The organism is Variovorax sp. efr-133-TYG-130, from assembly GCF_030208835.1.
Lineage (GTDB): Bacteria > Pseudomonadota > Gammaproteobacteria > Burkholderiales > Burkholderiaceae_C > Variovorax.
Map to the genome: position 1 here is coordinate 501,701 of NZ_JARVTD010000003.1, position 21,880 is coordinate 523,580.

The window sequence follows — 21,880 nt, forward strand, 5'->3', positions numbered from 1 at the left end:
GGGCGGCTAGATCACGTTCTTCTCGAGCAGCGGCCTGTTCTGGAGAATGCGCGCGAAAGACAGCGCCCCCAGGTCGAGGCTGCGATAGCCGCCGAAGCGGATCAGCTCCGCCACGCCCCGCCCGGCCGCCGGGCACTGCTGCAGGCCGTGGCCCGAAAAGCCGTTCGCAAAGTACAGGTTGCCGCACTCCGGGTGCAGGCCGAGGATGGCGTTGTGGTCGAACACGTTCATCTCGTAGTAGCCGGCCCACGCACCGGTCATGCGGATGGCCTCGAAGGCAGGCACGCGCTCGGCCAGCGCGGGCCAGATGAAGCTGTCGAAGGCCTCGTACTCCACGTCCAGCGGCTGGTCGTCGGGGTCCTGCGCCTCGGGCGGGGCGAAGCCGCAGATGAACTGCCGGCCTTCGGGCCGCAGCCAGATGCCCGATGTGTCGATGACCAGGGGGCAGCCCGGCAGCGCGTCGGGGCAGGAGAAGCTGAACACGCTGCGGCGCCGGCCGCGCACCGGCAACTCGATGCCGGCCCAGCCCGCCACCGTTGCGGCCCACGCGCCCGCGGCGTTGACGACCACGTCGGCATCCAGCGTCTCGCCGTTGCCCAACTGCACGCCGGTCAGCCAGCGGGCGTCGCGGCGCAGGCCCGTCGCGTGCGCCTGCACATAGCGGGCGCCTTGCGAAACGGCCTTCCTGCGAAAGGCCTGCAGCAGGCTGTAGCCGTCATACCAGCCTTCGCCCGACAACCCGAGCGAGGCGAGCGCGACACCCTCGGTCGATATCCACGGGAAACGCGCCTTCAGCTCGTCGGGGGTCAACAGCACCACGTCGACCGCGTGCGCCTTCTGCATCGCATGGTTCTCGCGCAGCACGTCCACGCCGGCCGGCGAGGCCAGGTACAGGTAGCCGGGCTCGACGAGGCCGATGTCCGGCACCTCGTCGCCCACCCGCAGGGTCTGGCCGAGCGCGCGCATGAAGTGAATGCCGTAGCGCGACATCTCGATGTTGATCGCGGTGGAAAACTGCTGGCGGATGGAACTGGCCGACAGCGCCGACGAAGCCTGCCGGTACGAGAAATCGCGCTCGACCACCGTGATGTCGAAGGGCTCCTGCTCCGGATCGCAGCTCAGGAAGTAAGCGATGGCGGAGCCGATGGCCCCGCCGCCGATGATCACCACACGACGCATGAAATGCCTTTCTTGCCGGCCGCCATCCATGGCGCCACCGCCAGCGTATCCACAAATGCCGCGCGGCGCCTGCGTGGTGGCACGCAAAATAGCGTCGCGGACCCCGCCTCCCCGGGCACGATGGGTGCTTCGCCGAAAGAGACTGAGACAACTGCTGGCAATCGATGAGAAAAGACATTCCCAACCTCGGCGCGCTGCAGGCCTTCGAGGCCTCGGCGCGGCTGGGGAGTTTCACCCGCGCGGCCGCCGAACTCGCGCTCACGCAAAGCGCCGTCGGGCGGCAGGTGGCCATGCTCGAGCAGCGGCTGGGCGTACCGCTGTTCTCGCGCGTGCGGCGCCGGCTCACGCTGACCGACGTGGGCCGCGAATACGCGGCGCGCATCCGCCGCCACCTCGACCAGATCCGCCGCGACACGCTGGAGATCAGCGCCGGCCACGAGATGGGCTTCGTGCTCGAACTGGCCGTGGTGCCCACCTTCGCCACGCAGTGGCTCATACCGCGCCTGCCGGAGTTCAGCAAGCTGCATCCGAACATCACCGTCAACCTGTCGGCGCGCTCGCAGCCCTTTTCCTTCCAGGAGAACGCCTACGACGCGGCCATCTATTTCGGCGACCAGTTCTGGCCGAACACGCGCGGCGGGCTGATCTTTGCCGAGGGCGAGATGGTGCCCATCTGCAGCCCCGCCTTCCGCGATGCCAACGGCCCATGGGACGAAGCCGGCTTCGAGCGCTGCCGCCACGTGCACCTGAGCACGCGCGCCCACGCCTGGCGCGACTGGTATGCGCAGCAGGGCTGGGAATACACGGTGCATGCGTCGCGCGGGCCGCGCTACGAGCTGTTCACCATGGTGGTGGCGGCCACCGCCGCCGGCATGGGCGTCGGCCTCGCGCCGCGCATCCTGGTGGAACATGAGCTGAAGACCGGCGAGCTGGTGATACCGGTCGACCGGCACCTGGACGTGCGCCAGGGCTACTACTTTGCCTACCCGGAAGGCCGGCCGGCCTCCGGGGCGCTGGAACACTTCAAGCGGTGGGTGCTCGGGCTGACGCCCGGATAGCCGGGCATGGTCGAACACCTCATCCAACTCCGTCAAAGGTGAAAAGACACATGGCAGCATCGCCGCTTTCACAGCAGCCTCCTGCGCAGGCGCCCCTGGCAGCTTCCCGGCGTTTCGGCCTCGTGGCCAATCGCCTGCACCGGCAGGAAGGCGTCGGCGCATTGGGCCGATGGGCCGAGGCCTGCGAGGCCGGCATCCGCACGCTGAACCTGGGCCTCCTTGCGGTGGGCGGCACGCACGACGCGCTGGTGCGCGACGGCCTGCTCGCAGGCCATGCGCCGCTTACGCGCCTGCCTCACGGCCCCGACGGCGGGCTCATGCGGCTGGTGTCGCGGATCTCCGGCGGCCTGGTGCCGGCCGATGAAATCGACGGCGTGATCTATTTCATCGACCCGGTCGATCCGTCTTCCCTGTACCCCGAGGCACAGGCGCTGAAGCGCCAGTGCGTGATTCACGGCAAGCCTTTTCTTTCGACCGCGGCCGGCGCGCGGGAATGGATCGCGATCGAGCTGGCACTGGCCGGCCACGCCACCGGCAACGCGTTCGCGCCCCGCGAGGAGCAGACCGTTGCGCTCATTGCGCACGATGCCCTGAAGCAGCGGATGGTCGCGTTTGCCGCGCTGCATTTCGATCTTCTCTCCGGCTTCCGCAACCGCGTGGCGACCGGCACGACGGGCGGCCTGCTGAACGACCTTGCATGGTCGCGCGGATGGCCGGCGGATGTGCCGTGGGTCACCCGCTACCAGAGCGGCCCGCTCGGCGGCGACGCGCAGATCGCCGAACTGGTGCTGGACCGCCGCTGCCACAAGGTCATCTTCTTCGAAGACCCGCATGTGGCGCGGCAGCATGAAGCCGACATCCAGTTGCTCGAGCGCGCCGTCTGCAGCGCGACCGAGGAAACCACCTGCTTCAACTCGCCGGCCATGGCCGAGCGGTGGGCGCAGGCACTGCGCGTGGCGATGCCTGCTCAGTAACATCGACCGATGCAGATTTCCTTGGAAAGCCCCGCCCAGCCCGACGTCATCCAGCTCATCGACGACCTCGACGCGTACCAGAAGCCGCTCTATCCGCCGGAGAGCCATCACGGCATCGACATCGCGGCGCTCTCCGCGCCCAACGTGCTGTTCGCCGTGGCGCGCGACCACGAGGGCAAGGCCGTCGGCTGCGGCGCCATCGTCGTGGGCCCGGAGTTCGGCGAGCTCAAGCGCATGTTCGTGCGGCCCGAGAACCGGGGGCAAGGCATCGCGGCCAGGGTGCTGGACTTTCTGGAGCGCGAAGCCGCGGCCAAGGGCTGCACGACCTTCATGCTGGAAACCGGACCGCGCCAGCCCGAGGCGATTGCGCTCTATGCGCGCTCGGGCTATTTGCCGCGAGGCCCGTTCGGCAGCTACGGCCCCGATCCGTTCAGCGTCTTCATGCAGAAGGCGCGCGCCTAGCTTTCTCGGCCCCGGGCGGCTTCGGCACGCTCTTTCTCTCCTCTCTGCCTTTTCCGTTGATCGCGCCCGAGCCCGCCGCCCGCAGGATGCGCCTGAACTTCGGGCACTCCATGTGGCTCGGCGCGGAGCACACGGCGGCATGCCGAAGGCCGTCGCGCATCACGCTGAGGCTGCGGATCGTCCTGTCGAGTTCGTCGGCCTTGGCGGTGAGCATCAGCCGGTCGATCTGCGGGCGCCCGTCCGCGCCGAACATGCGCGCGATTTCGTCCAGCGAGAAACCGGCCGTGCGCCCCAGCGCAATGTGCGCCAGCCGCTCGAGTACATCCGCGTCGAACAGGCGGCGCAGGCCGCGCCGGCCGATGGGAACGATCAGCCCCTTTTCGTCGTAGTAGCGCAGTGTGGAAGCCGGCACGCCGGAGCGTTGCGCCACTTCGGTGATGTCCATTTCCTTCATGCCCTTGACCTCAAGCCGACTTGAATTTCAATAATGCAGTTTCCGCCTCTCCAAGGCAAGCAAGGAAACGATCATGGAAGTCATCAAGCAGCAGCACGGCGCCGACGAGCAGGCCAGGCTATGGAACGGCCACGCCGGGCACGCCTGGGTCGATGTGCAGGCCACCCTCGACCAGATGTTCGCGCCGCTCGCGGATCTGCTCGTCGAAGCGGCGTCGCAGCTGGCTGCCGGCCGGGTGCTCGACATCGGCTGCGGCACCGGCGCCACCACCCTCGCCGTCGCTCGGCTGAACAGCGCACAGGATGGCCAATGTGTCGGCATCGACATCTCGGCGCCGATGATCGACGCGGCGCGAAACCGGGCTGAGAAGGAAGGCTCGCATGCCCGCTTCATCTGCGCCGACGCGCGGACGCATGCCTTCGAAGCCGCCAGCTTCGACCTGCTGATCTCGCGCTTCGGCGTGATGTTCTTCGACGATCCGGTGGGGGCTTTCATCAACCTGCGGCATGCCGCGACGGACGACGCCGGACTGCGCTTCATCGCCTGGCGAAGCGCGGGGGGAAACCCGTTCATGACGACCGCCGAACGCGCAGCGGCCCCGCTGCTGCCGAAGCTGCCGCCTCGCACCCCTGGCGGGCCGGGGCAATTCGCCTTCGCCGACCGGCAGCGGGTCGAAGACATCCTGCAGGAGAGCGGCTGGCACGGCATCGACATACGGCCGATCGACGTGACGTGCACGCTGCCCGAGAAGGAACTGCTGCGCTATCTGAGCCAGCTCGGCCCCGTCGGCAAGCAGTTGCAGGAGGAGGACGCGCAGACACGAAGCCACGTCATCGCGGCCGTTCGCCCGGCTTTCGAGCCGTATGTCCATGGCGATGAAGTCCGGTTCACCGCGGCCTGCTGGATGGTCGCGGCAACGGCATCGATACAGCGACGGCTATGAAGCAAGCAACCTGCGCCGCAGCCAAGCATTCATCGGCTCCGAATAGAAGCGCGCAATGGCCCAGGCCACAGCCACGGACGCCGCTACGAAAAACACCAGCGCCGGCAGCTTCCACTCGGGTTGCATCTGCCCGCGCGCCACGACGCCGCGCATCAGGCCCAGCACGATGATGTGGAACAGGTACAGCTCGTAGCTGTGCCGCCCCAGCCACCGAAGACCCGCGAGCGCCCTGCTGCGCAGCGCCCATGCCGATACCTTCTCGTTGTGCGCGCCGACCAGCAGGACCGCGGTTCCGGCTGCAATGGCGGTGAAGCCGAAGATTTCGTTGCCGTGGATACCGCGCAGGTACGTCACGGCCAGGAGGCACGCCGCGGCCAGCTGGATCTGGCGGCCGGCCCATCCGTGCAGGCCGACCCGCTGCGCGACCAGCGCCGCGCAGCAGCCGAAGGCAACGGCGTCGAAGCATGCGAGATAGCCGTACATGAAGTAGATCTCGTCGTGCGCGTGGAAGCTTCGATAGACCGGCCCCGCGACGATCGCCACCAGCCACACGGCGACGATGGCCCACTGCCGCTTCAGCCCGAAGCACAGCAGCGGGAACGCGAGGTAGAACACCTCCTCCACCGAGAGCGACCAGTAGATGTTCATCGCGTAGTTGAAGTACCACGCATGCTGCATCAGCAGGTTGTGCCAGAAGGTCAGCACCGACAGCACCGCCACCGGATAGCCGACCTGCGGCCAACCCGGCTTGGCGATGTTCATGAACGCCGGCTGCCCGAGCAGGCCGAGCCCGACGATGACCGCCAGCGCCACCGCCAAGCAAGGAACGATGCGCGCGAAGCGAAAGGCGTAGAAGCCGCGCACGTCCACGTTGCCCAGGCTGCCGTAGCGCTTCAGCGTGGTCGAGGTGATGAGGTAGCCCGACACCACGAAGAACATGGTGACGCCGTAGTTGCCGTTGATCGCCAGGGACTTGATGAAAACAGCCGGCAGAAGGTCGGCCAGCGGGCTGTCCACCAGCGAGTACGACAGGTGGAAGTGAAGCAGGAGCACCAGCGAGATGGCGATGCCGCGCAGGACGTCGATCCTGAAATTGCGGGGTTGGACGGACGGACCGGAAAGCAACGACATCGGGAAAACACCTAGAAACAGAATCCGGGCGAGCTTACGCGACCACCGCCAGAGGGAAAGCGCCCCGCCGCGAAGCGCTGCCGAATCCCTTCGACGCTGGCCCGGTATTTGCGAGAGCGATCAGAAATGACAGAAAATTTTCTTGTTTGACTTATATTTGTAAACTGGTTTTCAAAAAAAGCACACTTTCGGGCGCTACGCACCTTTCATGAACAGCACCGTCGACACCCAAGGCACCACCGTGGCACAGCGCATCGCGCAAGCGCTGCCGCGGTTGACGCGCTCGCATCGCCAAGTGGCCGACTACGTGCTCGAGCACCCGCTGCAGGTCGCGACGCTGCCCATCGACGAGCTGGCCGCCGTGGTCGGCGTGTCGGTGGCCACGGCCAACCGTTTCGCGCGCGCGCTGGATTTCGATGGCTACGCCACCTTCCGTGCCGAGCTGGTGCGCGGCTTCGAGCCGCTGGTGGCGCCGGTGGAGCGCATGCGCGGCAACCTGGAGCGGCCGACCACGGTGGCCGAGGTGTTCGCCACGGCGCTCGACGAGAGCCGCCGCAACATCGAAGCCACGCGCCAGACGCTGGACTACGCAGCCTGCGAAGCAGCGGTCGAGCGCATCGGCAAGGCGCGTTCGATCTACATCGCCGGTTTCGGCGCGAGCGCCTGGCTGGCGGGCCTGCTGCAGCACGGCCTGGATGGCAGCTGCAGCGACGTGCGCCTGCTCTCCAGCGTGAGCGGCGTGACGCATTCGGCGCGCACCCTGATGCATGCGGGTCCGCAGGACCTTTTCATCGGCCTGACGTTCCCGCGCTACCTGACCGACACCGTGGCACTGGCGCAGATCGCGCGCGCCCAGGGCTGCGCCCTGCTCGCGCTGACCGACCGCCCCAGCTCGCCGCTCGCGCCGCTGGCCGACGTGGTGCTGTACTGCCAGACCGAAACCAGCTACCGCCCGAACTGCGAGACCAGCGTGCTCGCGCTGGTCGAGGCACTGACCAGCGCCGTCGCCTTGCGCGCGCCCGATCCGGTGCAGTCCGCCGGCCGCATCCTGCAGGCGGTGCGCCCGTGGCTGCACGGTGCCAACGGCCTCCTGCGCGCGAACGGCGCCAATGCCGCCACCCCTCCCGATGCCGCCGCCCCGAACGGCGACGGCCCGAAAAAGAAGAAAGCTCCCCGATGACCCAGACCCACGTGCCCGTGATCGCCATCCACGGCGGCGCCGGCACCATCAGCGCCGCCACGACCAGCGCCGAACAGGCGCAGGCCTACCACGACGCGCTGAACCGCATCGTCGCCGCCGCGCAGTCGGCACTGCTCGCGGGCGCGTCCGCTATCGACGCCGCCTGCCTGGCGGTCGAATTGCTCGAAGAGTGCCCGCTGTTCAATGCCGGCCACGGCGCCGTGTTCACGCACGACGAAACCCATGAACTCGACGCCGCCGTGATGGACGGCGCCACGCTCGCCGCCGGCGCGATTGCCGGCGTGTGCCACGTCCGCCGCCCTGTGCGCGCCGCGCGCGCCGTGATGGAAGACGGCGCCCATGTGCTGCTGGCCGGCGCGGGTGCCGAGGCCTTCGCGCGCGAACACGGGCTGGAGATGGTCGAGCCTTCGTTCTTCTCCACCGAAGCGCGGCGCGAGCAGCTTTATCGCGTGCGCGGCACCGGCCGCGTGGTGACCGACCATGAAGGCGCGTCCATGACGGCCGCGCCCGCCACCCCGCTGGACGAAGACAGGAAGTTCGGCACCGTCGGCGCCGTGGCGCTCGACATGCACGGCCACCTCGCCGCCGCCACCTCGACCGGCGGCATGACCAACAAGCGCGTCGGCCGCGTCGGCGATTCGCCGCTCATCGGCGCCGGCACCTATGCCGACGACCGCACCGCGGCCGTGTCCTGCACCGGCAGCGGCGAGATGTTCATCCGCGTCGCCGCCGCCTACGACGTGTGCGCGCGCATGGCCTACGCCGGCGCCACGCTCGAGGCCGCCACCCACGCCGTGGTGCAGCAGTCGCTGCCGGCCATCGGCGGCACCGGCGGCCTGATCGCCGTCGACCGCCACGGCAACCTGAGCCTGGCCTTCAACACCGAAGGCATGTACCGCGGCCACGCGCGCGGCAACGAAGCGCCCCAGACAGCCATCTTCGCCTGACGCTGCCGCACGCCACCTTTTTCTCTCGCACTCCCATGTCCACCCCTGCCCTCGCCCTGCCGGACGGCCGCGTCCTCGCCGTCGACGACCTCACCGTGCGCTTCTCGACTTCCGAGCGCACGGTCGATGCCGTCAAGAAACTGTCTTTCCACGTCGACCACGGCGAAACGCTCGCGGTGGTGGGCGAATCGGGTTCGGGCAAGTCGGTCACCTCGCTCGCGCTGATGCGGCTGGTGGAGCACGGCGGCGGGCGCATCCTCAACGGAAGCATGATGTTCCGCCGCCGCAACGGCGAAGTGCTCGACCTGGCCCAGGCGCGCGACAGCGCGATGCGCGGCATCCGCGGCGCCGACATCGCGATGATCTTCCAGGAGCCGATGACGTCGCTGAACCCGGTGTTCACCGCCGGCGACCAGATCGCCGAGGCCATCCGCATCCACCAGGGCAAGAGCGACTCGGCCGCGCGCGCCGAAGCGCTGCGCATGCTGGAGCTGGTGCGCATTCCGGAAGCGCGCAACGTGCTCGACCGCTTCCCGCACCAGCTGTCGGGCGGCATGCGCCAGCGCGTGATGATCGCGATGGCGCTGTCATGCAAGCCGCAGCTGCTGATTGCCGACGAGCCCACCACGGCGCTCGACGTGACGATCCAGGCGCAGATCCTCCAGCTCATCCGCGAGCTGCAGAAAGAGATGCGCATGGGCGTGCTCTTCATCACGCACGACATGGGCGTGGTGGCCGAGATTGCCGACCGCGTGCTGGTGATGTACCGCGGCGACAAGGTCGAAGCCGGCAGCTCCGACACCGTGTTCGCGGCGCCGCAGCACCCCTACACCCGCGCGCTGCTGTCGGCCGTGCCCAAGCTGGGCGCCATGCAGGGCACCGACCTGCCGGCCAAGTTCGAGCTGCTGCGCACCGAAAGCCCGGCCGATGCAGCCCCGCCCGAACCCGCGACGCCGCAGGACACCGTGCGCGCCGACGCTGGCCCGATTCTTCGCGTGCGCGACCTCGTGACGCGCTTCGACGTGCGCAGCGGCCTCTTCGGCCGCGTGAAGCGCCGCGTGCATGCGGTGGAGAAGATCAGCTTCGACCTGTACCCCGGCGAAACGCTGGCGCTGGTCGGCGAATCGGGCTGCGGCAAGTCGACCACCGGCCGCTCGCTGCTGCGCCTGGTCGAGAGCCAGAGCGGCGCCATCGAATTCGGCGGCCAGAACATCCGCGAACTGCCCACGCGCGAGTTGCAGGCGCTGCGTCGCAACATCCAGTTCATCTTCCAGGACCCCTTCGCCTCGCTCGACCCGCGCGTGACGGTGGGCTTCTCGATCATGGAGCCGCTGCTGATCCACGGCATCGCCAAGGGCGCCGAGGCGCAGCAGCGCGTGGACTGGCTGCTGCAGAAGGTCGGCCTGCCGCCGGAAGTGGCGCAGCGCTATCCGCACGAGTTCTCGGGCGGCCAGCGCCAGCGCATCGCCATCGCGCGCGCCCTGGCGCTGAACCCCAAGGTGGTGGTGGCCGACGAGTCGGTGTCCGCGCTCGACGTGTCGATCCAGGCGCAGATCGTGAACCTGATGCTCGACCTGCAGCGCGAGCTGGGCGTGGCCTTCCTTTTCATCTCGCACGACATGGCGGTGGTGGAGCGCATCAGCCACCGCGTGGCCGTGATGTACCTCGGCCAGATCGTCGAGATCGGCCCGCGCCGCGCGGTGTTCGAAGCACCGCAGCACGCCTACACCCGCAAGCTGATGGCCGCGGTGCCGGTGGCAGACCCGTCGCGCCGCCACAAGCCGCGCGCGCTGCTCGAAGGCGAGATTCCCAGCCCGATACGCGCGGTGGGCGACGAGCCCGACGTGCCGCCGCTGGTGCAGGTGGCGCCCGGCCACTTCGTCGCGCGCCACGCCATCGGCGGCGCGTTCTGACCTTCTTCAACTCATTTTTCTCAACCCGCAGGCCCTCCTGCTTTTTCCTCGAACCGACTGGAGTTCTTCCATGAAGCAATCTTCTTCCTCCCTGCGCTGGGCATCCGCGCTGCTGGGCCTGGCCGCACTGGCCGCCTCGGGCACTGCACTGGCCGCGAAAGACGTGGTTCTGTCGATCGGCTACCAGCCGGAAACGCTGGACCCGTACAACACCAACACCACCATCACCACGGCAGTGACCAAGACCTTCTATGAAGGCCTGTTCCAGTTCGACAAGGACCTGAAGGTGCAGAACGTGCTCGCCGAGGGCTACGACGTGTCGAAGGACGGCCTGGTGTACACCATCAAGCTGCGCACCGGCGTGAAGTTCCACGACGGCACCGACTTCAACGCCGAAGCCGTGAAGTTCGTGCTCGACCGCGTGCTCAACCAGGACAACAAGCTGCTGCGCTACAACCAGTTCAACCGCGTGAGCAAGGTCGAAGCGGTGAACCCGAGCACGGTACGCATCACGCTGAAGGAGCCCTTCGGCCCCTTCATCAACTCGCTGGCCCACGCATCGGCCGCCATGATCTCGCCCACCGCGCTGAAGAAGTGGGGCAACAAGGACATCGCCTTCCACCCCGTGGGCACCGGCCCCTTCGAGTTCGTCGAGTGGAAGCAGACCGAAGCCGTCAAGGCCAAGAAGTTCGACGGCTACTGGAAGAAGGGCTACCCGAAGGTCGACACGGTGCAGTGGAAGCCGGTGCTCGAGAACAACACGCGCGCCGCGATGCTGCAGACCGGCGAAGCCGACTTCGCATTCCCCATCCCCTACGAGCAGGCCGAGCTGCTGAAGAAGAGCGACAAGCTCGAAGTGGTGGCCACGCCCTCGATCATCACGCGCTTCCTGGCATTCAACATGCTGCAGAAGCCGTACGACAACCCGAAGGTGCGCGAAGCCATCGGCTACGCCATCAACAAGGAAGCGCTGGCCAAGGTCGCGTTCGGCGGCTACGCCTTCCCCGCGCAGGGCGTGCTGCCGCAGGGCGTGAAGTACGCCGAGAAGATGGCTCCCATTCCCTATGACCTGAAGAAGGCCAAGGAGCTGATGAAGGAAGCCGGCTACCCCGACGGTTTCGAGTCGGTGCTGTGGAGCGCCTACAACAACACGACCAGCCAGAAGACGATCCAGTTCGTGCAGCAGCAGCTCGCGCAGATCGGCATCAAGCTGCAGGTGCAGGCGCTCGAAGTGGGCCAGCGCACGGAGCAGGTCGATGCATGGCCGGATCCGAAGACGGCCAAGGTCCGCATGTACTACACCGGCTGGTCGTCGTCGACCGGTGAAGCCGACTGGGGCCTGCGCCCGCTGTTCGCCTCGGAAGCCTGGGCGCCCAAGCTGAACAACATGTCGTTCTACAAGAGCGAGGTGGTCGACAACGCGCTGGCCAAGGCGCTGGTGACCGTCGACGAGAAGGAACGCACCGCGCTCTACAAGACCGCGCAGGAAGAAATCCGCAAGGACCTGCCCCGCGTGCCGATGATCACGGAACAGAACCTGTCGGCGCACGCCAAGCGCCTCTCGGGCGTGTTCGTGATGCCCGACGGCAACATCAACATCGACGCCGTCGCGGTGTCGAACTGATCGCCGGTTCCTCGTTTCCTGACTGAATGCCCGACGGGCGATGGCATGCCGCCATCGCCCGCTCGCGGCAACCGCACCCCATGCTGAATTACTTTCTCAAACGACTGTTGGGCCTGATCCCCACGCTGCTCATCGTGGCGGTGCTGGTGTTCCTGTTCGTCCACATGCTGCCCGGCGATCCGGCGCGCCTTGCCGCCGGCCAGGACGCCGACGAGCAGACCGTGGCCATGGTCCGCGCGGAGCTGGGCCTCGACAAGCCGCTGCCGCAGCAGTTCGTGAACTTTTTCACCCACATGCTGCAAGGCGACTTCGGCACCTCGATCCGCACGCGGCGGCCGGTGTCGGTGGAAATCGGCGAGCGCTTCTTCCCGACGGTGATGCTGACCATCACCAGCATGGTGTGGGCGGTGATCTTCGGCATGGGCATCGGCATCGTCTCGGCGGTGTACCGCAACAAATGGCCGGACCGGCTGGGCATGACGCTCGCCGTGTCGGGCATCTCCTTTCCTGCATTCGCGCTCGGCATGCTGCTGATGCAGATCTTCTCGGTCCAGCTCGGCTGGCTGCCCACGGTGGGCGCCAGCAGCTGGAAACACTACATCCTGCCCTCCATCACGCTGGGTGCGGCCGTGGCCGCCGTGATGGCGCGCTTCACGCGGGCCTCCTTCGTCGAGGTGATCCAGGAAGACTTCGTGCGCACCGCGCGCGCCAAGGGCGTGCGCGAATCCAGCGTGGTGTTCAAGCACACGCTGCGCAATGCGCTGATTCCGGTGGTCACCATGATGGGCCTGCAGTTCGGCTTCCTGCTGGGCGGCTCCATCCTGGTGGAGGCTGTGTTCAACTGGCCCGGCCTCGGCCGCCTGCTGGTCGACGCCGTGCAGATGCGCGACTACCCCGTGATCCAGACGCTGGTGCTGCTGTTCTCGCTCGAATTCATCCTGATCAACCTGGTGGTGGACGTGCTGTACGGCTACATCAACCCCACCATCCGATACAAGTGAGCAAGCAGCCATGACGCAACAAGCTTCCGGCGTGCCTGCCGAATCCATCGTTCCACTGTCTCCCGTTGCCGCGGTGCAAACCGCCGGCAAGGTCCGCACGCCCTGGGGCGAATGCTGGCGCCGCTTCAAGAAGCAGCCCGTGGGCATCATTGCCGCGCTCTTCGTGCTGCTGCTGGTGTTCGTCGCGGTGTTCGCTCCGTGGATCGTGCCTTTCGACCCGGAGAACTTCTTCGACTACGACATGCTGAACAGCGGCCCCTCGGCCACGCACTGGTTCGGCGTCGATCCGCTGGGCCGCGACATCTTCAGCCGCATCCTGATGGGGGCGCGCATCTCGCTGATGGCGGGCTTCCTGTCGGTGCTGGTGGGCGGTTTCGTCGGCACCGCATTCGGCCTGCTGGCGGGCTACTACGAAGGCTGGTGGGACCGCATCGTGATGCGTGTGTCCGACGTGCTGTTCGCCTTCCCCGGCATCCTGCTGGCGCTGGGCGTGGTGGCCATCCTGGGCAGCAGCATGACCAACGTGGTGGTGGCGGTGTCAGTGTTCAGCGTGCCGGCCTTCGCGCGCCTGGTGCGCGGCAACACGCTGGTGCTCAAGCAGCAGACCTACATCGAGGCCGAGCGCAGCATCGGCGCGTCGGACTGGACCATCATCGTGCGGCACATCCTGCCGGGCACCATCTCGTCGATCGTGGTGTATTTCTCGATGCGCGTGGGCACGTCGATCATCACGGCGGCCAGCCTGTCGTTCCTGGGCATGGGCGCGCAGCCACCCACGCCCGAGTGGGGCGCGATGCTCAGCGAAGCCCGCGCCGACATGGTGACCTCGCCGCACGTGGCGCTGTTCCCCAGCCTGGCCATCTTCTTCACCGTGCTCGCCTTCAACCTGCTGGGCGACGCACTGCGCGACGCGCTCGATCCGAAGATCGACCGCCAGTAGTCCCCCTCCCGTCCCGATGCCTTCCACCTCTTCCCCGGCGCAGCCCACCGCACCGCCCTTCATCGGCACCCTGCTGCAGGGCGAGCGCAACACCATCGCGGACGTGCCCGGCGTCACCGTCGGCCACAGCACCCTGGACGACGGCGGCATCCAGACCGGCGTGACGGTGATCCGCCCGCACCAGGGCGACCCGTTCCGCGACAAGGTGCCGGCCGCCGCCGTGGTGCTCAACGGATTCGGCAAGAGCGTGGGGCTGGTGCAGCTGGCGGAGCTCGGCGTGCTGGAAACGCCGATCGCGCTGACCAACACTTTCTCGGTCGGCACGGTGGCGACGGCGCAGATCCGCCAGTGCGCGGCGGCCAACCCCGAAACCGGGCGCTCGCTGCCCACGGTTAATCCGCTGGTGTTCGAGTGCAACGACGGCTTCCTCAACGACATACAGCGGCTCGCGGTGAGCGAGGCCGACTACCTGCGCGCGCACGACGGCGCCGCCGCCGACTTCGCTCAGGGCTCGGTCGGCGCGGGGCGCGGCATGTCGAGCTTCCAGCTCAAGGGCGGCATCGGCAGCGCGTCGCGCCGGGTGTCGGCGCGCGGCGGCGGCCTGCACACGGTGGGCACGCTGGTGCTGGCCAACTACGGGCGCCAGCCGCAGCTGCTGCTGGCCGGCCATTCGATCGGCGAGCGGCTGGCGCAGCTGCAGGCCGTGCGCGGCGTGCCGGCATCGACGGAGCCCGAGAAGGGCTCGATCATCATCGTGGTCGCGACCGACGCACCGCTCGACGCGCGCCAGCTGGGCCGGCTGGCGCTGCGCGCGGGCGCCGGACTGGCCCGCACCGGGTCGGTCTACGGCCACGGCAGCGGCGACATCGTGCTGGCCTTTTCCACCGCCTACACGGTGCCCGGCAGCGTCGAACGCCCGATGCCTGCCGTGGCGATGCTTCACGACGGGCTGCTCGACGGCCTGTTCCAGGCCGCCGCCGACAGCACCGAACAGGCGATCATCCATGCCCTCTGGCAGGCCACGGCCGTGACGGGGCGCGACGGCAACCACCGCGCCTCGCTGCGTGACCTGCTGCCGGCCCTCTCTCTTTCTTCCTGATTCCGATCACATTGCGCCCATGAAAGTCCTGATCTCCACCGACATCGAAGGCGTCGCCGGCGTCTACCACCCCGAACAGACGCGCCAGGGCAACCCGGAGTACGAACGCGCACGCCTGCTGATGGCGCAGGAGGCCAACGCGGCCATCGCCGGCGCATTCGATGCGGGCGCCACCGAGGTGCTGGTGAACGACTCGCACGGCGGCTTCCGCAACATGCCGCCCGACGTGCTGGATGCGCGCGCCCGCGTGGTGCAAGGCAAGCCGCGCTACCTGAGCATGGTGGCCGGCGTGGAAGAAGGCGTGGACGCGGTCTGCATGGTGGGCTACCACTCGCGCGCGCAGGGGCGCGGCATTCTTGCGCACACCATCAACAGCTTCGCGTTCGCGGGCATCGCGCTCGGCGGGCAGGAGCTGGGCGAGGCCGGGCTCTACGGCGCGCTGGCCGGCGAATACGGCGCGCCCGTGGTCATGGGCAGCGGCGACGACGTGTTCATCGCCGAGAACCGCCCGCTCTTTCCGCACGCGACCTTCGTGGAAACGAAGAAGGCGACCGGCTTCAGCAGCGGCGTTTCGCTCTCGCCCGAGCAGTCGCGCCGCGCCATCCGCGCCGGCGTGGAAGAAGCGCTGGCCGCACGCGCGAACGCCCGGCCGCTGGTCTTCGAAGGCCCTCAGACGGTGACGCTGCGCACGCAGTCGACCGCCCTGGCCGACCTGTTCTGCCAGTGGCCGGCGTTCGAGCGCGTCGACGGCGTCACCCTGCGCTTCACCGCGCCGACGGTGGAGGCGGCCGTGCGCATGCTGAACTGCTGCTCGGCGATGTCGTCGATGCTGCGCTAGACGACCTTGTAGACGCGGATCACCACGGCCTCGCGCTGCGGCCGCAGCGCGTCGAGCGTGCCCACGTAGACGAAGTCGTTGAGCCAGCCGTATTTGCCCTCGGGCGCGACGATCTGCAGCGTGGAGAACACATAGCGCGGCGCATTCTTCGGGTTGCGCGACAGCACGGTGTTGCGCACCGAGATCACCACGCCGTCGTCGGTCTTCAGCTCGTACACGGCATCGAGGTTCTTCGCGCCGTCGCGGCGCAGCAGCTGGCGGTCGGCACCACCGGCCAGCACCGTGCCGCGCAGGCCCGGCCCCTCGAACGAGCCACCCGTGATCGGCACCATGAAGCGCTCGCCGAAGGGCGAGGCGCCCAGCGTCATCGGCGCAGCGATGTCGACGATGGCCTCGTAGACGAATTCCGTGCGCGGCAACACGACGGGAATGCGCTCGCTGGTGGGGGTGGCGATGCCGGATGGCGGCGCATCGGCCGCCCTCGCGTCTGCGAGCGTGGCCATGGCGGTGATTCCGGCAATCAGCGCGCCGCGGCGCGAGGTCGAGGGAGGCTTGGAATTCATTGCGTCCTGCGTCGATTTGATTATTCGGGATAATCATTTCAACGCCGCACAGCGGCCGCCGCGTCAGGATTTACCCTTGCTGCCCGAGTCCGCCACGGTCGGCATGGCGACAGCTTGGAGGCGCTTTCGCCTTATCCGGAATAAGCATCAAACCGCCTGGAAACCCGCATGGATACTGGCGAATAAGCTTATCCGCATAAGGCGCGAACCAAAAAATAGTTTGTTTCCATAAGCCGCGCTTCCAGAATCTCGGCTTCTTGCTGGGGCGCCCCGTTGTACGTGCGGCACCGCACTTCTTCAAGACACACGCACGATGTACCAATACACAGAATTCGATCGCCAGTTCGTTCATCAACGAGCCGCCCAGTTCAGAGACCAGCTCGAGCGCTGGCAGAAGGGCCGCCTCCATGAAGACGAGTTCCGCCCGCTGCGGCTGCAAAACGGCTGGTACGTCCAGCGCTACGCGCCCATGCTGCGCGTGGCCGTGCCCTACGGCGAGCTCTCCAGCCGCCAGATCCGCGCGCTGGCCCGCATCGCCCGCGAATACGACGAGCCCGAAGCCGAGGTCTACCGCAAGGCCATCGAAACGCAAGGCCTGCTCGGCAGCCAGAAGCTGCCCACCCACTACGCCCACTTCTCGACGCGCCAGAACGTCCAGTTCAACTGGATTCCTCTGGCCAAGTCGGCCGACGTGATGGACCTGCTGGCTTCGGTCGACATGCACGGCATCCAGACCAGCGGCAACTGCATCCGTAACATCACGAGCGACGAGCGCGCCGGCATCGCCGTCGACGAGATCGCAGACCCGCGCCCCTACGCAGAAATCATGCGCCAGTGGAGCACGCTGCACCCCGAGTTCGCGTTCCTGCCGCGCAAGTTCAAGATCGCCATCACCGGCGCCACCGAAGACCGCGCCGCCACCGGCTGGCATGACGTGGGCCTGCACATCGTGAAGAACGAAGCCGGCGAGATCGGTTTCCGCGTGCAGGTGGGCGGCGGCATGGGCCGCACGCCCATCGTGGGCACGGTGCTGCGCGAGTTCCTGCCGTGGCAGCAGATCATGAATTACCTCGAAGCGGTGATCCGGGTCTACAACCGCTATGGCCGCCGCGACAACATCTACAAGGCGCGCATCAAGATCCTGGTGAAGGCCGAAGGCCAGCGCTACATCGACGACGTGGATGCCGAATACAAGCAGATCCTCGAGCACGACGGCGCGCCGCACACCATCACGCAGGCCGAATTCGACCGCGTGGCCGCTTCCTTCGTGCCGCCGACGCTGGCCACCCGCGTGCTGCAGAGCGCCGAGAAGACCGACGCCGAACTGCGCGCCCACGCCGCCGACGACGTGCAGTTCGCACGCTGGCTCGCCCGCAATGTGGCGCCGCACAAGAACCCCGCGCTGCGCGCCGTCACGCTGTCGTTCAAGCGCCTGAAGCAGGCGCCCGGCGATGCATCGGCCGACCAGCTCGACACCCTCGCCGAGCTCGCGGACCGCTTCTCCGCCGGCGAAGCCCGCGTGACGCACGACCAGAACGTGGTGCTGCCCTGGGTGCATGCCGAAGACCTGCACGCGCTGTGGCTCGCCGCCCGCGCCGCCGGCCTCGCCAGCGCCAATGTGCACCTGCTGACCGACATGATCGCCTGCCCCGGCGGCGACTTCTGCGCGCTGGCCAATGCGCGCTCCATTCCCATCGCCGAAGCCATCACCGAGCGTTATCAAGACCTCGACGAGCTCGACGACCTGGGCGAGATCGACCTGCACATCAGCGGCTGCATCAACTCGTGCGGCCACCACCACAGCGGCCACATCGGCATCCTGGGCGTCGACAAGGACGGCAAGGAGTGGTATCAGGTCACGCTCGGCGGCTCCGACGGCTCCGCGCTCAGCGGCGCGCCGCAGGCCGGCAAGGTGGTCGGCCCCTCGTTCTCGGCGGCCGAAGTGCCGGGCGTGATCGAGGCCGTGCTCACCACGTACCGCGACACCCGTGAGAACGGAGAGAACTTCATCGACACACTGCGCCGCGTGGGCCCGGATCCGTTCAAGGCCGCCGCCAACGGTGCGCGCTTCAAGGTGGAGGAAGCAGCATGAGCCGCCGGGCCGCTCCCAAGGCGAATACCGTAGCGCATCGCGCGGAGGTTTCCTAATGAAAAAAACCCTGAACATCCTCTCGGCCGAAGAACACATCGACGACGGCGACCGGAAGGTCCTGCAACTGGCCAACGACGCCGACCCGCTCGCCATCGAGGTATGCCTGGCGGACATCGAGCGCATCGACCTGCACTTTCCGAAGTTCACCGACGGCCGCGCCTACAGCCAGGCCTTCCTGCTGCGCCGCCGCCTGGGCTTCACCGGCGACATCCGCGCCACGGGCGACGTGCTGATCGACCAGCTGGTGCAGATGGAGCGCACCGGCTTCTCCAGCGCCGTGCTCAAGGAAGGCGTGGACGCCTCCGACGCGCAGCGCCAGTTCGACCGCTTCAATGCCTTCTACCAGGGCGACGCGGTACAGCCCGCGCCGCACTTCGCGGCCGGCGCCTGAGAGCGAATGGGAATTCTCGACATGAGCACCGCAACGGACATCGATTTCGCACGCATCAACACCGAACTCGGCCGCAACGCCGAGGGCCTGGTGGACTGGGCGCTCGGCCTGGGCCAGAGCGCCATCGTCACCACCAACTTCCGCCCGTTCGAAGCCGTGATCCTGCACATGGTGACGCGCGTGAAGCGCGATGTGCCCGTGGTGTGGATGGACAACGGCTACAACACCGAAGCCACCTACCGCTTTGCCGACGAAGTGACGAAGCAGCTGGGCCTGGACCTGCACATCTACCTGCCGCGCCGCTCGCGTGCGCATCGCGAAGCCGTGGAAGGCCCCACACCGGCGCTGGACGACCCGCGCCACGCCGCCTTCACCGAAGAAGTGAAGCTGGAGCCCTTTGCCCGCGCGCTGCGCGAGACGGCGCCCAAGGTCTGGTTCACCGCGCTGCGCGCCACCGACACGGCCGTGCGCGCGCAGATGGACCCGGTCAGCGTGAACCCCGACGGCCTCATCAAGGTGGCTCCGCTGCTGCACTGGTCGTCCAAGGATCTTCACGAGTACTGCGTGAAACACGGCCTGCCGAACAACTTCGACTACGTGGACCCGACCAAAGGCGAAGACAACCGCGAGTGCGGCCTGCATCTCGCGCACTGAGCGAGCGCCAGCGCCTCACCGATTCCCAGCATCCAGCAAGCACCCCACCCGATGAACGCCCGTACCGAAACCGATCTGCTGCTGCCGCCGGCACACCTGTCCAACACGCACCTCGATGCGCTGGAGGAAGAAACCATCTTCATCCTGCGCGAAGTGGCGGCCGCCTTCGAGCGCCCCACCCTGCTGTTCTCGGGCGGCAAGGATTCGCTGGTGCTGCTGAAGTGCGCGGAAAAGGCATTCGGCGTGGGACGCATCCCCTACCCGCTGCTGATGATCGACACCGGCCACAACTTCCCTGAAGTGACGGCCTATCGCGACCAGCGCGCCAGGGAACTGGGCGCCGAGCTGATCGTGCGCAGCGTCGAAGACTCCATGAAGCGCGGCACCGTGCGCCTGGCCCACCCGGGCGAGTCGCGCAACGCGCACCAGTCGGTGACCCTGCTGGAAGCCATCGAGGAATTCCGCTTCGACGCGCTGATCGGCGGCGCCCGCCGCGACGAGGAAAAGGCGCGCGCCAAGGAGCGCATCTTCTCGCACCGCGACAGCTTCGGCCAGTGGCAGCCCAAGGACCAGCGCCCCGAACTGTGGACGCTGTTCAACACGCGCCTGGCCCCGGGCGAACACTTCCGCGTGTTCCCCATCTCGAACTGGACCGAGCTCGACGTGTGGCAGTACATCGCCCGCGAGGAAGTCGGCCTGCCCTCGATCTACTACACGCACAAGCGCGAGGTGGTGGAGCGCCGCGGCCTGCTGGTGCCCGTGACAGACCTGACCCCGCCGCGCGACGGCGAGACGGTGCAGGTGCGCGACGTGCGCTTTCGCACCGTGGGCGACATCACCACCACCTGCCCGGTGGAAAGCCTGGCGGCCGATGCCGACGACGTGGTGCTCGAGACCCTGTCGGTGGACGTGAGCGAACGCGGCGCGACCCGCATGGACGACATGACTTCGGAAGCTTCCATGGAGAAGCGCAAGAAAGACGGGTATTTCTGATGAGTACGACGACTGCAACCCCTGTGAACACCGCCGTCCACGGCGACACCGGCACCGCCCTGCGCTTCATCACCTGCGGCTCGGTCGACGACGGCAAGAGCACGCTGATCGGCCGCCTGCTGGTCGACAGCAAGACCGTGCTGCAAGACCAGCTGGCCGGCGTGCAGCGCGGCGGCGAAACCGACCTCGCCCTGCTGACCGACGGCCTCTCGGCCGAGCGAGAACAAGGCATCACGATCGACGTGGCCTACCGCTATTTCTCGACCGCCAAGCGCAAGTTCATCATCGGCGACGCGCCGGGCCATGAGCAGTACACGCGCAACATGGTCACCGCCGCCTCGGCCGCCGACGCCGCCGTGGTGCTGGTCGACGCGACCAAGCTGGCCTGGGCCGCCGAGGTGGAAGACGGCACCGTGGTCAGGCGCGAGCTGCTGCCGCAGACGCGCCGCCATACGCTGCTGTGCCATCTGCTGCGCGTGCAGTCGATCGTGTTCGCGGTGAACAAGCTCGACGCCATCGCCGATGCCGGCCTGGCCTTCGAGCGCATCTCGACCGCACTGACCGCCTTTGCCGAAGCGGCCGGCGTGCAGGTCGGGGCCATCGTGCCGATCTCGGCGCTCAAGGGCTGGAACGTGGCCACGCGCCACGCCGACTGGGTGGGCTACGAAGGCCCGAGCCTGCTGGAGCTGCTCGAAGAGCTGCCGGTCACGGCGCAGGACGAGGCCGTGCCCTTCGCGTTCCCGGTGCAGTGGGTCGAGAAGTTCTCTTCTTCCGCCGACACCTCGCAGGGCCGCCGCGTGTTCTGGGGCCGCGTCGCCTCGGGCCACGTGGAACCCGGCCAGCGCGTGACCGTGCTGCCGAGCAACCAGACCGCCACCGTGGCGCAGGTGCTGAGCCACACGCGCCAGCCGAAGTCGGTGCACGCGGGCCACAGCGCCGGCATCGTGCTCGACCGCGAGGTCGACGTGTCGCGCGGCGACTGGCTGCTGGCGCCCGGCGCCTTCGAGCCGGTGCGCGAGATCACCGCCACCGTTGCCTGGCTCGACGACGAGCCGCTGGTCGCGGGCCGCGTGTACTGGGCGCTGCAGGGCCACCGCTGGGTCAAGGCCAAGGTGGCGCGCATCGTCGACCGGGTGAACATCACCACGCTCGAATCGGAGCCCGCAACGCAGCTGGAAGCCAACTCCATCGGCGACGTGGTGCTGGCGCTGCAGCAGCCGCTGGCGGTGCTCCCGTTCACGCAATCGCGCGCGCTGGGCTCGCTGGTGTTGGTCGATACGGCCTCCCACAAGACCGCTGCCGCCGTACTTGTGCAGCCCGCCGCCGCAAAGGCCTAAAATCTAGGGTTTTTCCCGACCACTTC

General features: G+C 67.8%; 21 protein-coding genes. 17 read left to right on the plus strand and 4 right to left on the minus strand.

Annotated elements, in window-relative coordinates; all coding sequences use genetic code 11:
• Nucleotides 1-6 precede the first annotated feature (6 nt).
• Entirely contained in the window at nt 7-1,179 is a 1,173-nt protein-coding gene (locus QRN67_RS04390) for an NAD(P)/FAD-dependent oxidoreductase (protein ID WP_285410723.1), read from the minus strand.
• Between the two features lie 164 nt (nt 1,180-1,343).
• Between QRN67_RS04390 and QRN67_RS04395 the strand changes: the two genes are divergently transcribed.
• From QRN67_RS04395 to QRN67_RS04405, 3 genes are read left to right on the plus strand one after another with little or no spacing between them, the layout of a single operon-like run.
• Complete coding sequence (locus tag QRN67_RS04395) at nt 1,344-2,237, plus strand: LysR substrate-binding domain-containing protein (protein ID WP_285410725.1); 894 nt, start codon at nt 1,344-1,346, stop codon at nt 2,235-2,237.
• A gap of 50 nt (nt 2,238-2,287) precedes the next feature.
• Nucleotides 2,288-3,211 (plus strand): methylglyoxal synthase, encoded by a 924-nt coding sequence (locus QRN67_RS04400; protein ID WP_285410726.1) that lies wholly within the window; start codon nt 2,288-2,290, stop codon nt 3,209-3,211.
• A gap of 9 nt (nt 3,212-3,220) precedes the next feature.
• Entirely contained in the window at nt 3,221-3,673 is a 453-nt protein-coding gene (locus tag QRN67_RS04405; protein WP_285410728.1) for a GNAT family N-acetyltransferase, read from the plus strand.
• Here the strand turns inward: QRN67_RS04405 and QRN67_RS04410 are convergent.
• Nucleotides 3,651-4,127 (minus strand): helix-turn-helix domain-containing protein, encoded by a 477-nt coding sequence (locus QRN67_RS04410; protein WP_285410730.1) that lies wholly within the window; start codon nt 4,125-4,127, stop codon nt 3,651-3,653. The two genes, QRN67_RS04405 and QRN67_RS04410, sit on opposite strands and share 23 nt — an antisense overlap.
• Before the next feature lie 73 nt (nt 4,128-4,200).
• Between QRN67_RS04410 and QRN67_RS04415 the strand changes: the two genes are divergently transcribed.
• Nucleotides 4,201-5,070 (plus strand): class I SAM-dependent methyltransferase, encoded by an 870-nt coding sequence (locus tag QRN67_RS04415; RefSeq protein ID WP_285410732.1) that lies wholly within the window; start codon nt 4,201-4,203, stop codon nt 5,068-5,070.
• Here QRN67_RS04415 and QRN67_RS04420 read toward each other — a convergent pair.
• Entirely contained in the window at nt 5,065-6,201 is a 1,137-nt protein-coding gene (locus QRN67_RS04420) for an acyltransferase family protein (protein WP_285410734.1), read from the minus strand. The two genes, QRN67_RS04415 and QRN67_RS04420, sit on opposite strands and share 6 nt — an antisense overlap.
• Nucleotides 6,202-6,409: 208 nt before the next feature.
• Here QRN67_RS04420 and QRN67_RS04425 point away from each other — a divergent pair, with 208 nt between their 5' ends.
• From QRN67_RS04425 to QRN67_RS04460, 8 genes are all read left to right on the plus strand, one after another.
• Entirely contained in the window at nt 6,410-7,381 is a 972-nt protein-coding gene (locus tag QRN67_RS04425; protein WP_106934350.1) for a MurR/RpiR family transcriptional regulator, read from the plus strand.
• A complete protein-coding gene (locus tag QRN67_RS04430) occupies nt 7,378-8,349 on the plus strand; it encodes an isoaspartyl peptidase/L-asparaginase family protein (protein ID WP_106934349.1) in 972 nt (323 codons plus the stop codon). Before QRN67_RS04425 ends, QRN67_RS04430 begins: the two co-directional genes overlap by 4 nt.
• Before the next feature lie 35 nt (nt 8,350-8,384).
• Nucleotides 8,385-10,262, plus strand: a complete 1,878-nt coding sequence (locus tag QRN67_RS04435) for a dipeptide ABC transporter ATP-binding protein (protein WP_106934348.1) — start codon at nt 8,385-8,387, stop codon at nt 10,260-10,262.
• A gap of 70 nt (nt 10,263-10,332) precedes the next feature.
• Nucleotides 10,333-11,886, plus strand: a complete 1,554-nt coding sequence (gene gsiB, locus QRN67_RS04440; protein WP_081266351.1) for a glutathione ABC transporter substrate-binding protein GsiB — start codon at nt 10,333-10,335, stop codon at nt 11,884-11,886.
• A gap of 80 nt (nt 11,887-11,966) precedes the next feature.
• Nucleotides 11,967-12,887: a glutathione ABC transporter permease GsiC gene (gene gsiC / locus QRN67_RS04445; RefSeq protein WP_081266383.1), complete on the plus strand. Its 921-nt coding sequence runs from the start codon at nt 11,967-11,969 to the stop codon at nt 12,885-12,887.
• A 10-nt stretch (nt 12,888-12,897) separates the two neighbouring features.
• Nucleotides 12,898-13,827: a glutathione ABC transporter permease GsiD gene (gsiD, locus tag QRN67_RS04450; RefSeq protein ID WP_285410739.1), complete on the plus strand. Its 930-nt coding sequence runs from the start codon at nt 12,898-12,900 to the stop codon at nt 13,825-13,827.
• Nucleotides 13,828-13,843: 16 nt separating this feature from the next.
• Entirely contained in the window at nt 13,844-14,926 is a 1,083-nt protein-coding gene (locus QRN67_RS04455; RefSeq protein WP_285410741.1) for a P1 family peptidase, read from the plus strand.
• Between the two features lie 19 nt (nt 14,927-14,945).
• Nucleotides 14,946-15,764 (plus strand): M55 family metallopeptidase, encoded by an 819-nt coding sequence (locus QRN67_RS04460; RefSeq protein ID WP_285410742.1) that lies wholly within the window; start codon nt 14,946-14,948, stop codon nt 15,762-15,764.
• Here the strand turns inward: QRN67_RS04460 and QRN67_RS04465 are convergent.
• On the minus strand, nt 15,761-16,327 hold the full coding sequence (locus QRN67_RS04465) for a DUF3237 domain-containing protein (RefSeq protein WP_285410743.1): 567 nt from the start codon (nt 16,325-16,327) through the stop codon (nt 15,761-15,763). The genes QRN67_RS04460 and QRN67_RS04465 overlap by 4 nt on opposite strands.
• A 313-nt stretch (nt 16,328-16,640) precedes the next feature.
• On the opposite strand from QRN67_RS04465, the gene QRN67_RS04470 reads away from it, so the two are divergent.
• Genes QRN67_RS04470 through QRN67_RS04490 form a run of 5 tightly spaced genes read left to right on the plus strand, consistent with a single transcriptional unit; the run spans nt 16,641 to nt 21,854 of the window.
• Nucleotides 16,641-18,419: a nitrite/sulfite reductase gene (locus QRN67_RS04470; protein ID WP_081266346.1), complete on the plus strand. Its 1,779-nt coding sequence runs from the start codon at nt 16,641-16,643 to the stop codon at nt 18,417-18,419.
• A gap of 55 nt (nt 18,420-18,474) precedes the next feature.
• Nucleotides 18,475-18,870, plus strand: coding sequence for a DUF934 domain-containing protein (locus QRN67_RS04475; protein WP_285410744.1), 396 nt, complete (start codon nt 18,475-18,477; stop codon nt 18,868-18,870).
• Between the two features lie 21 nt (nt 18,871-18,891).
• Nucleotides 18,892-19,524 (plus strand): phosphoadenosine phosphosulfate reductase domain-containing protein, encoded by a 633-nt coding sequence (locus tag QRN67_RS04480; protein WP_285410746.1) that lies wholly within the window; start codon nt 18,892-18,894, stop codon nt 19,522-19,524.
• A 51-nt stretch (nt 19,525-19,575) separates the two neighbouring features.
• Nucleotides 19,576-20,517: a sulfate adenylyltransferase subunit CysD gene (gene cysD, locus QRN67_RS04485; protein WP_081266344.1), complete on the plus strand. Its 942-nt coding sequence runs from the start codon at nt 19,576-19,578 to the stop codon at nt 20,515-20,517.
• Nucleotides 20,517-21,854: a sulfate adenylyltransferase subunit 1 gene (locus tag QRN67_RS04490; RefSeq protein WP_285410748.1), complete on the plus strand. Its 1,338-nt coding sequence runs from the start codon at nt 20,517-20,519 to the stop codon at nt 21,852-21,854. Before cysD ends, QRN67_RS04490 begins: the two co-directional genes overlap by 1 nt.
• Nucleotides 21,855-21,880: the final 26 nt, after the last annotated feature.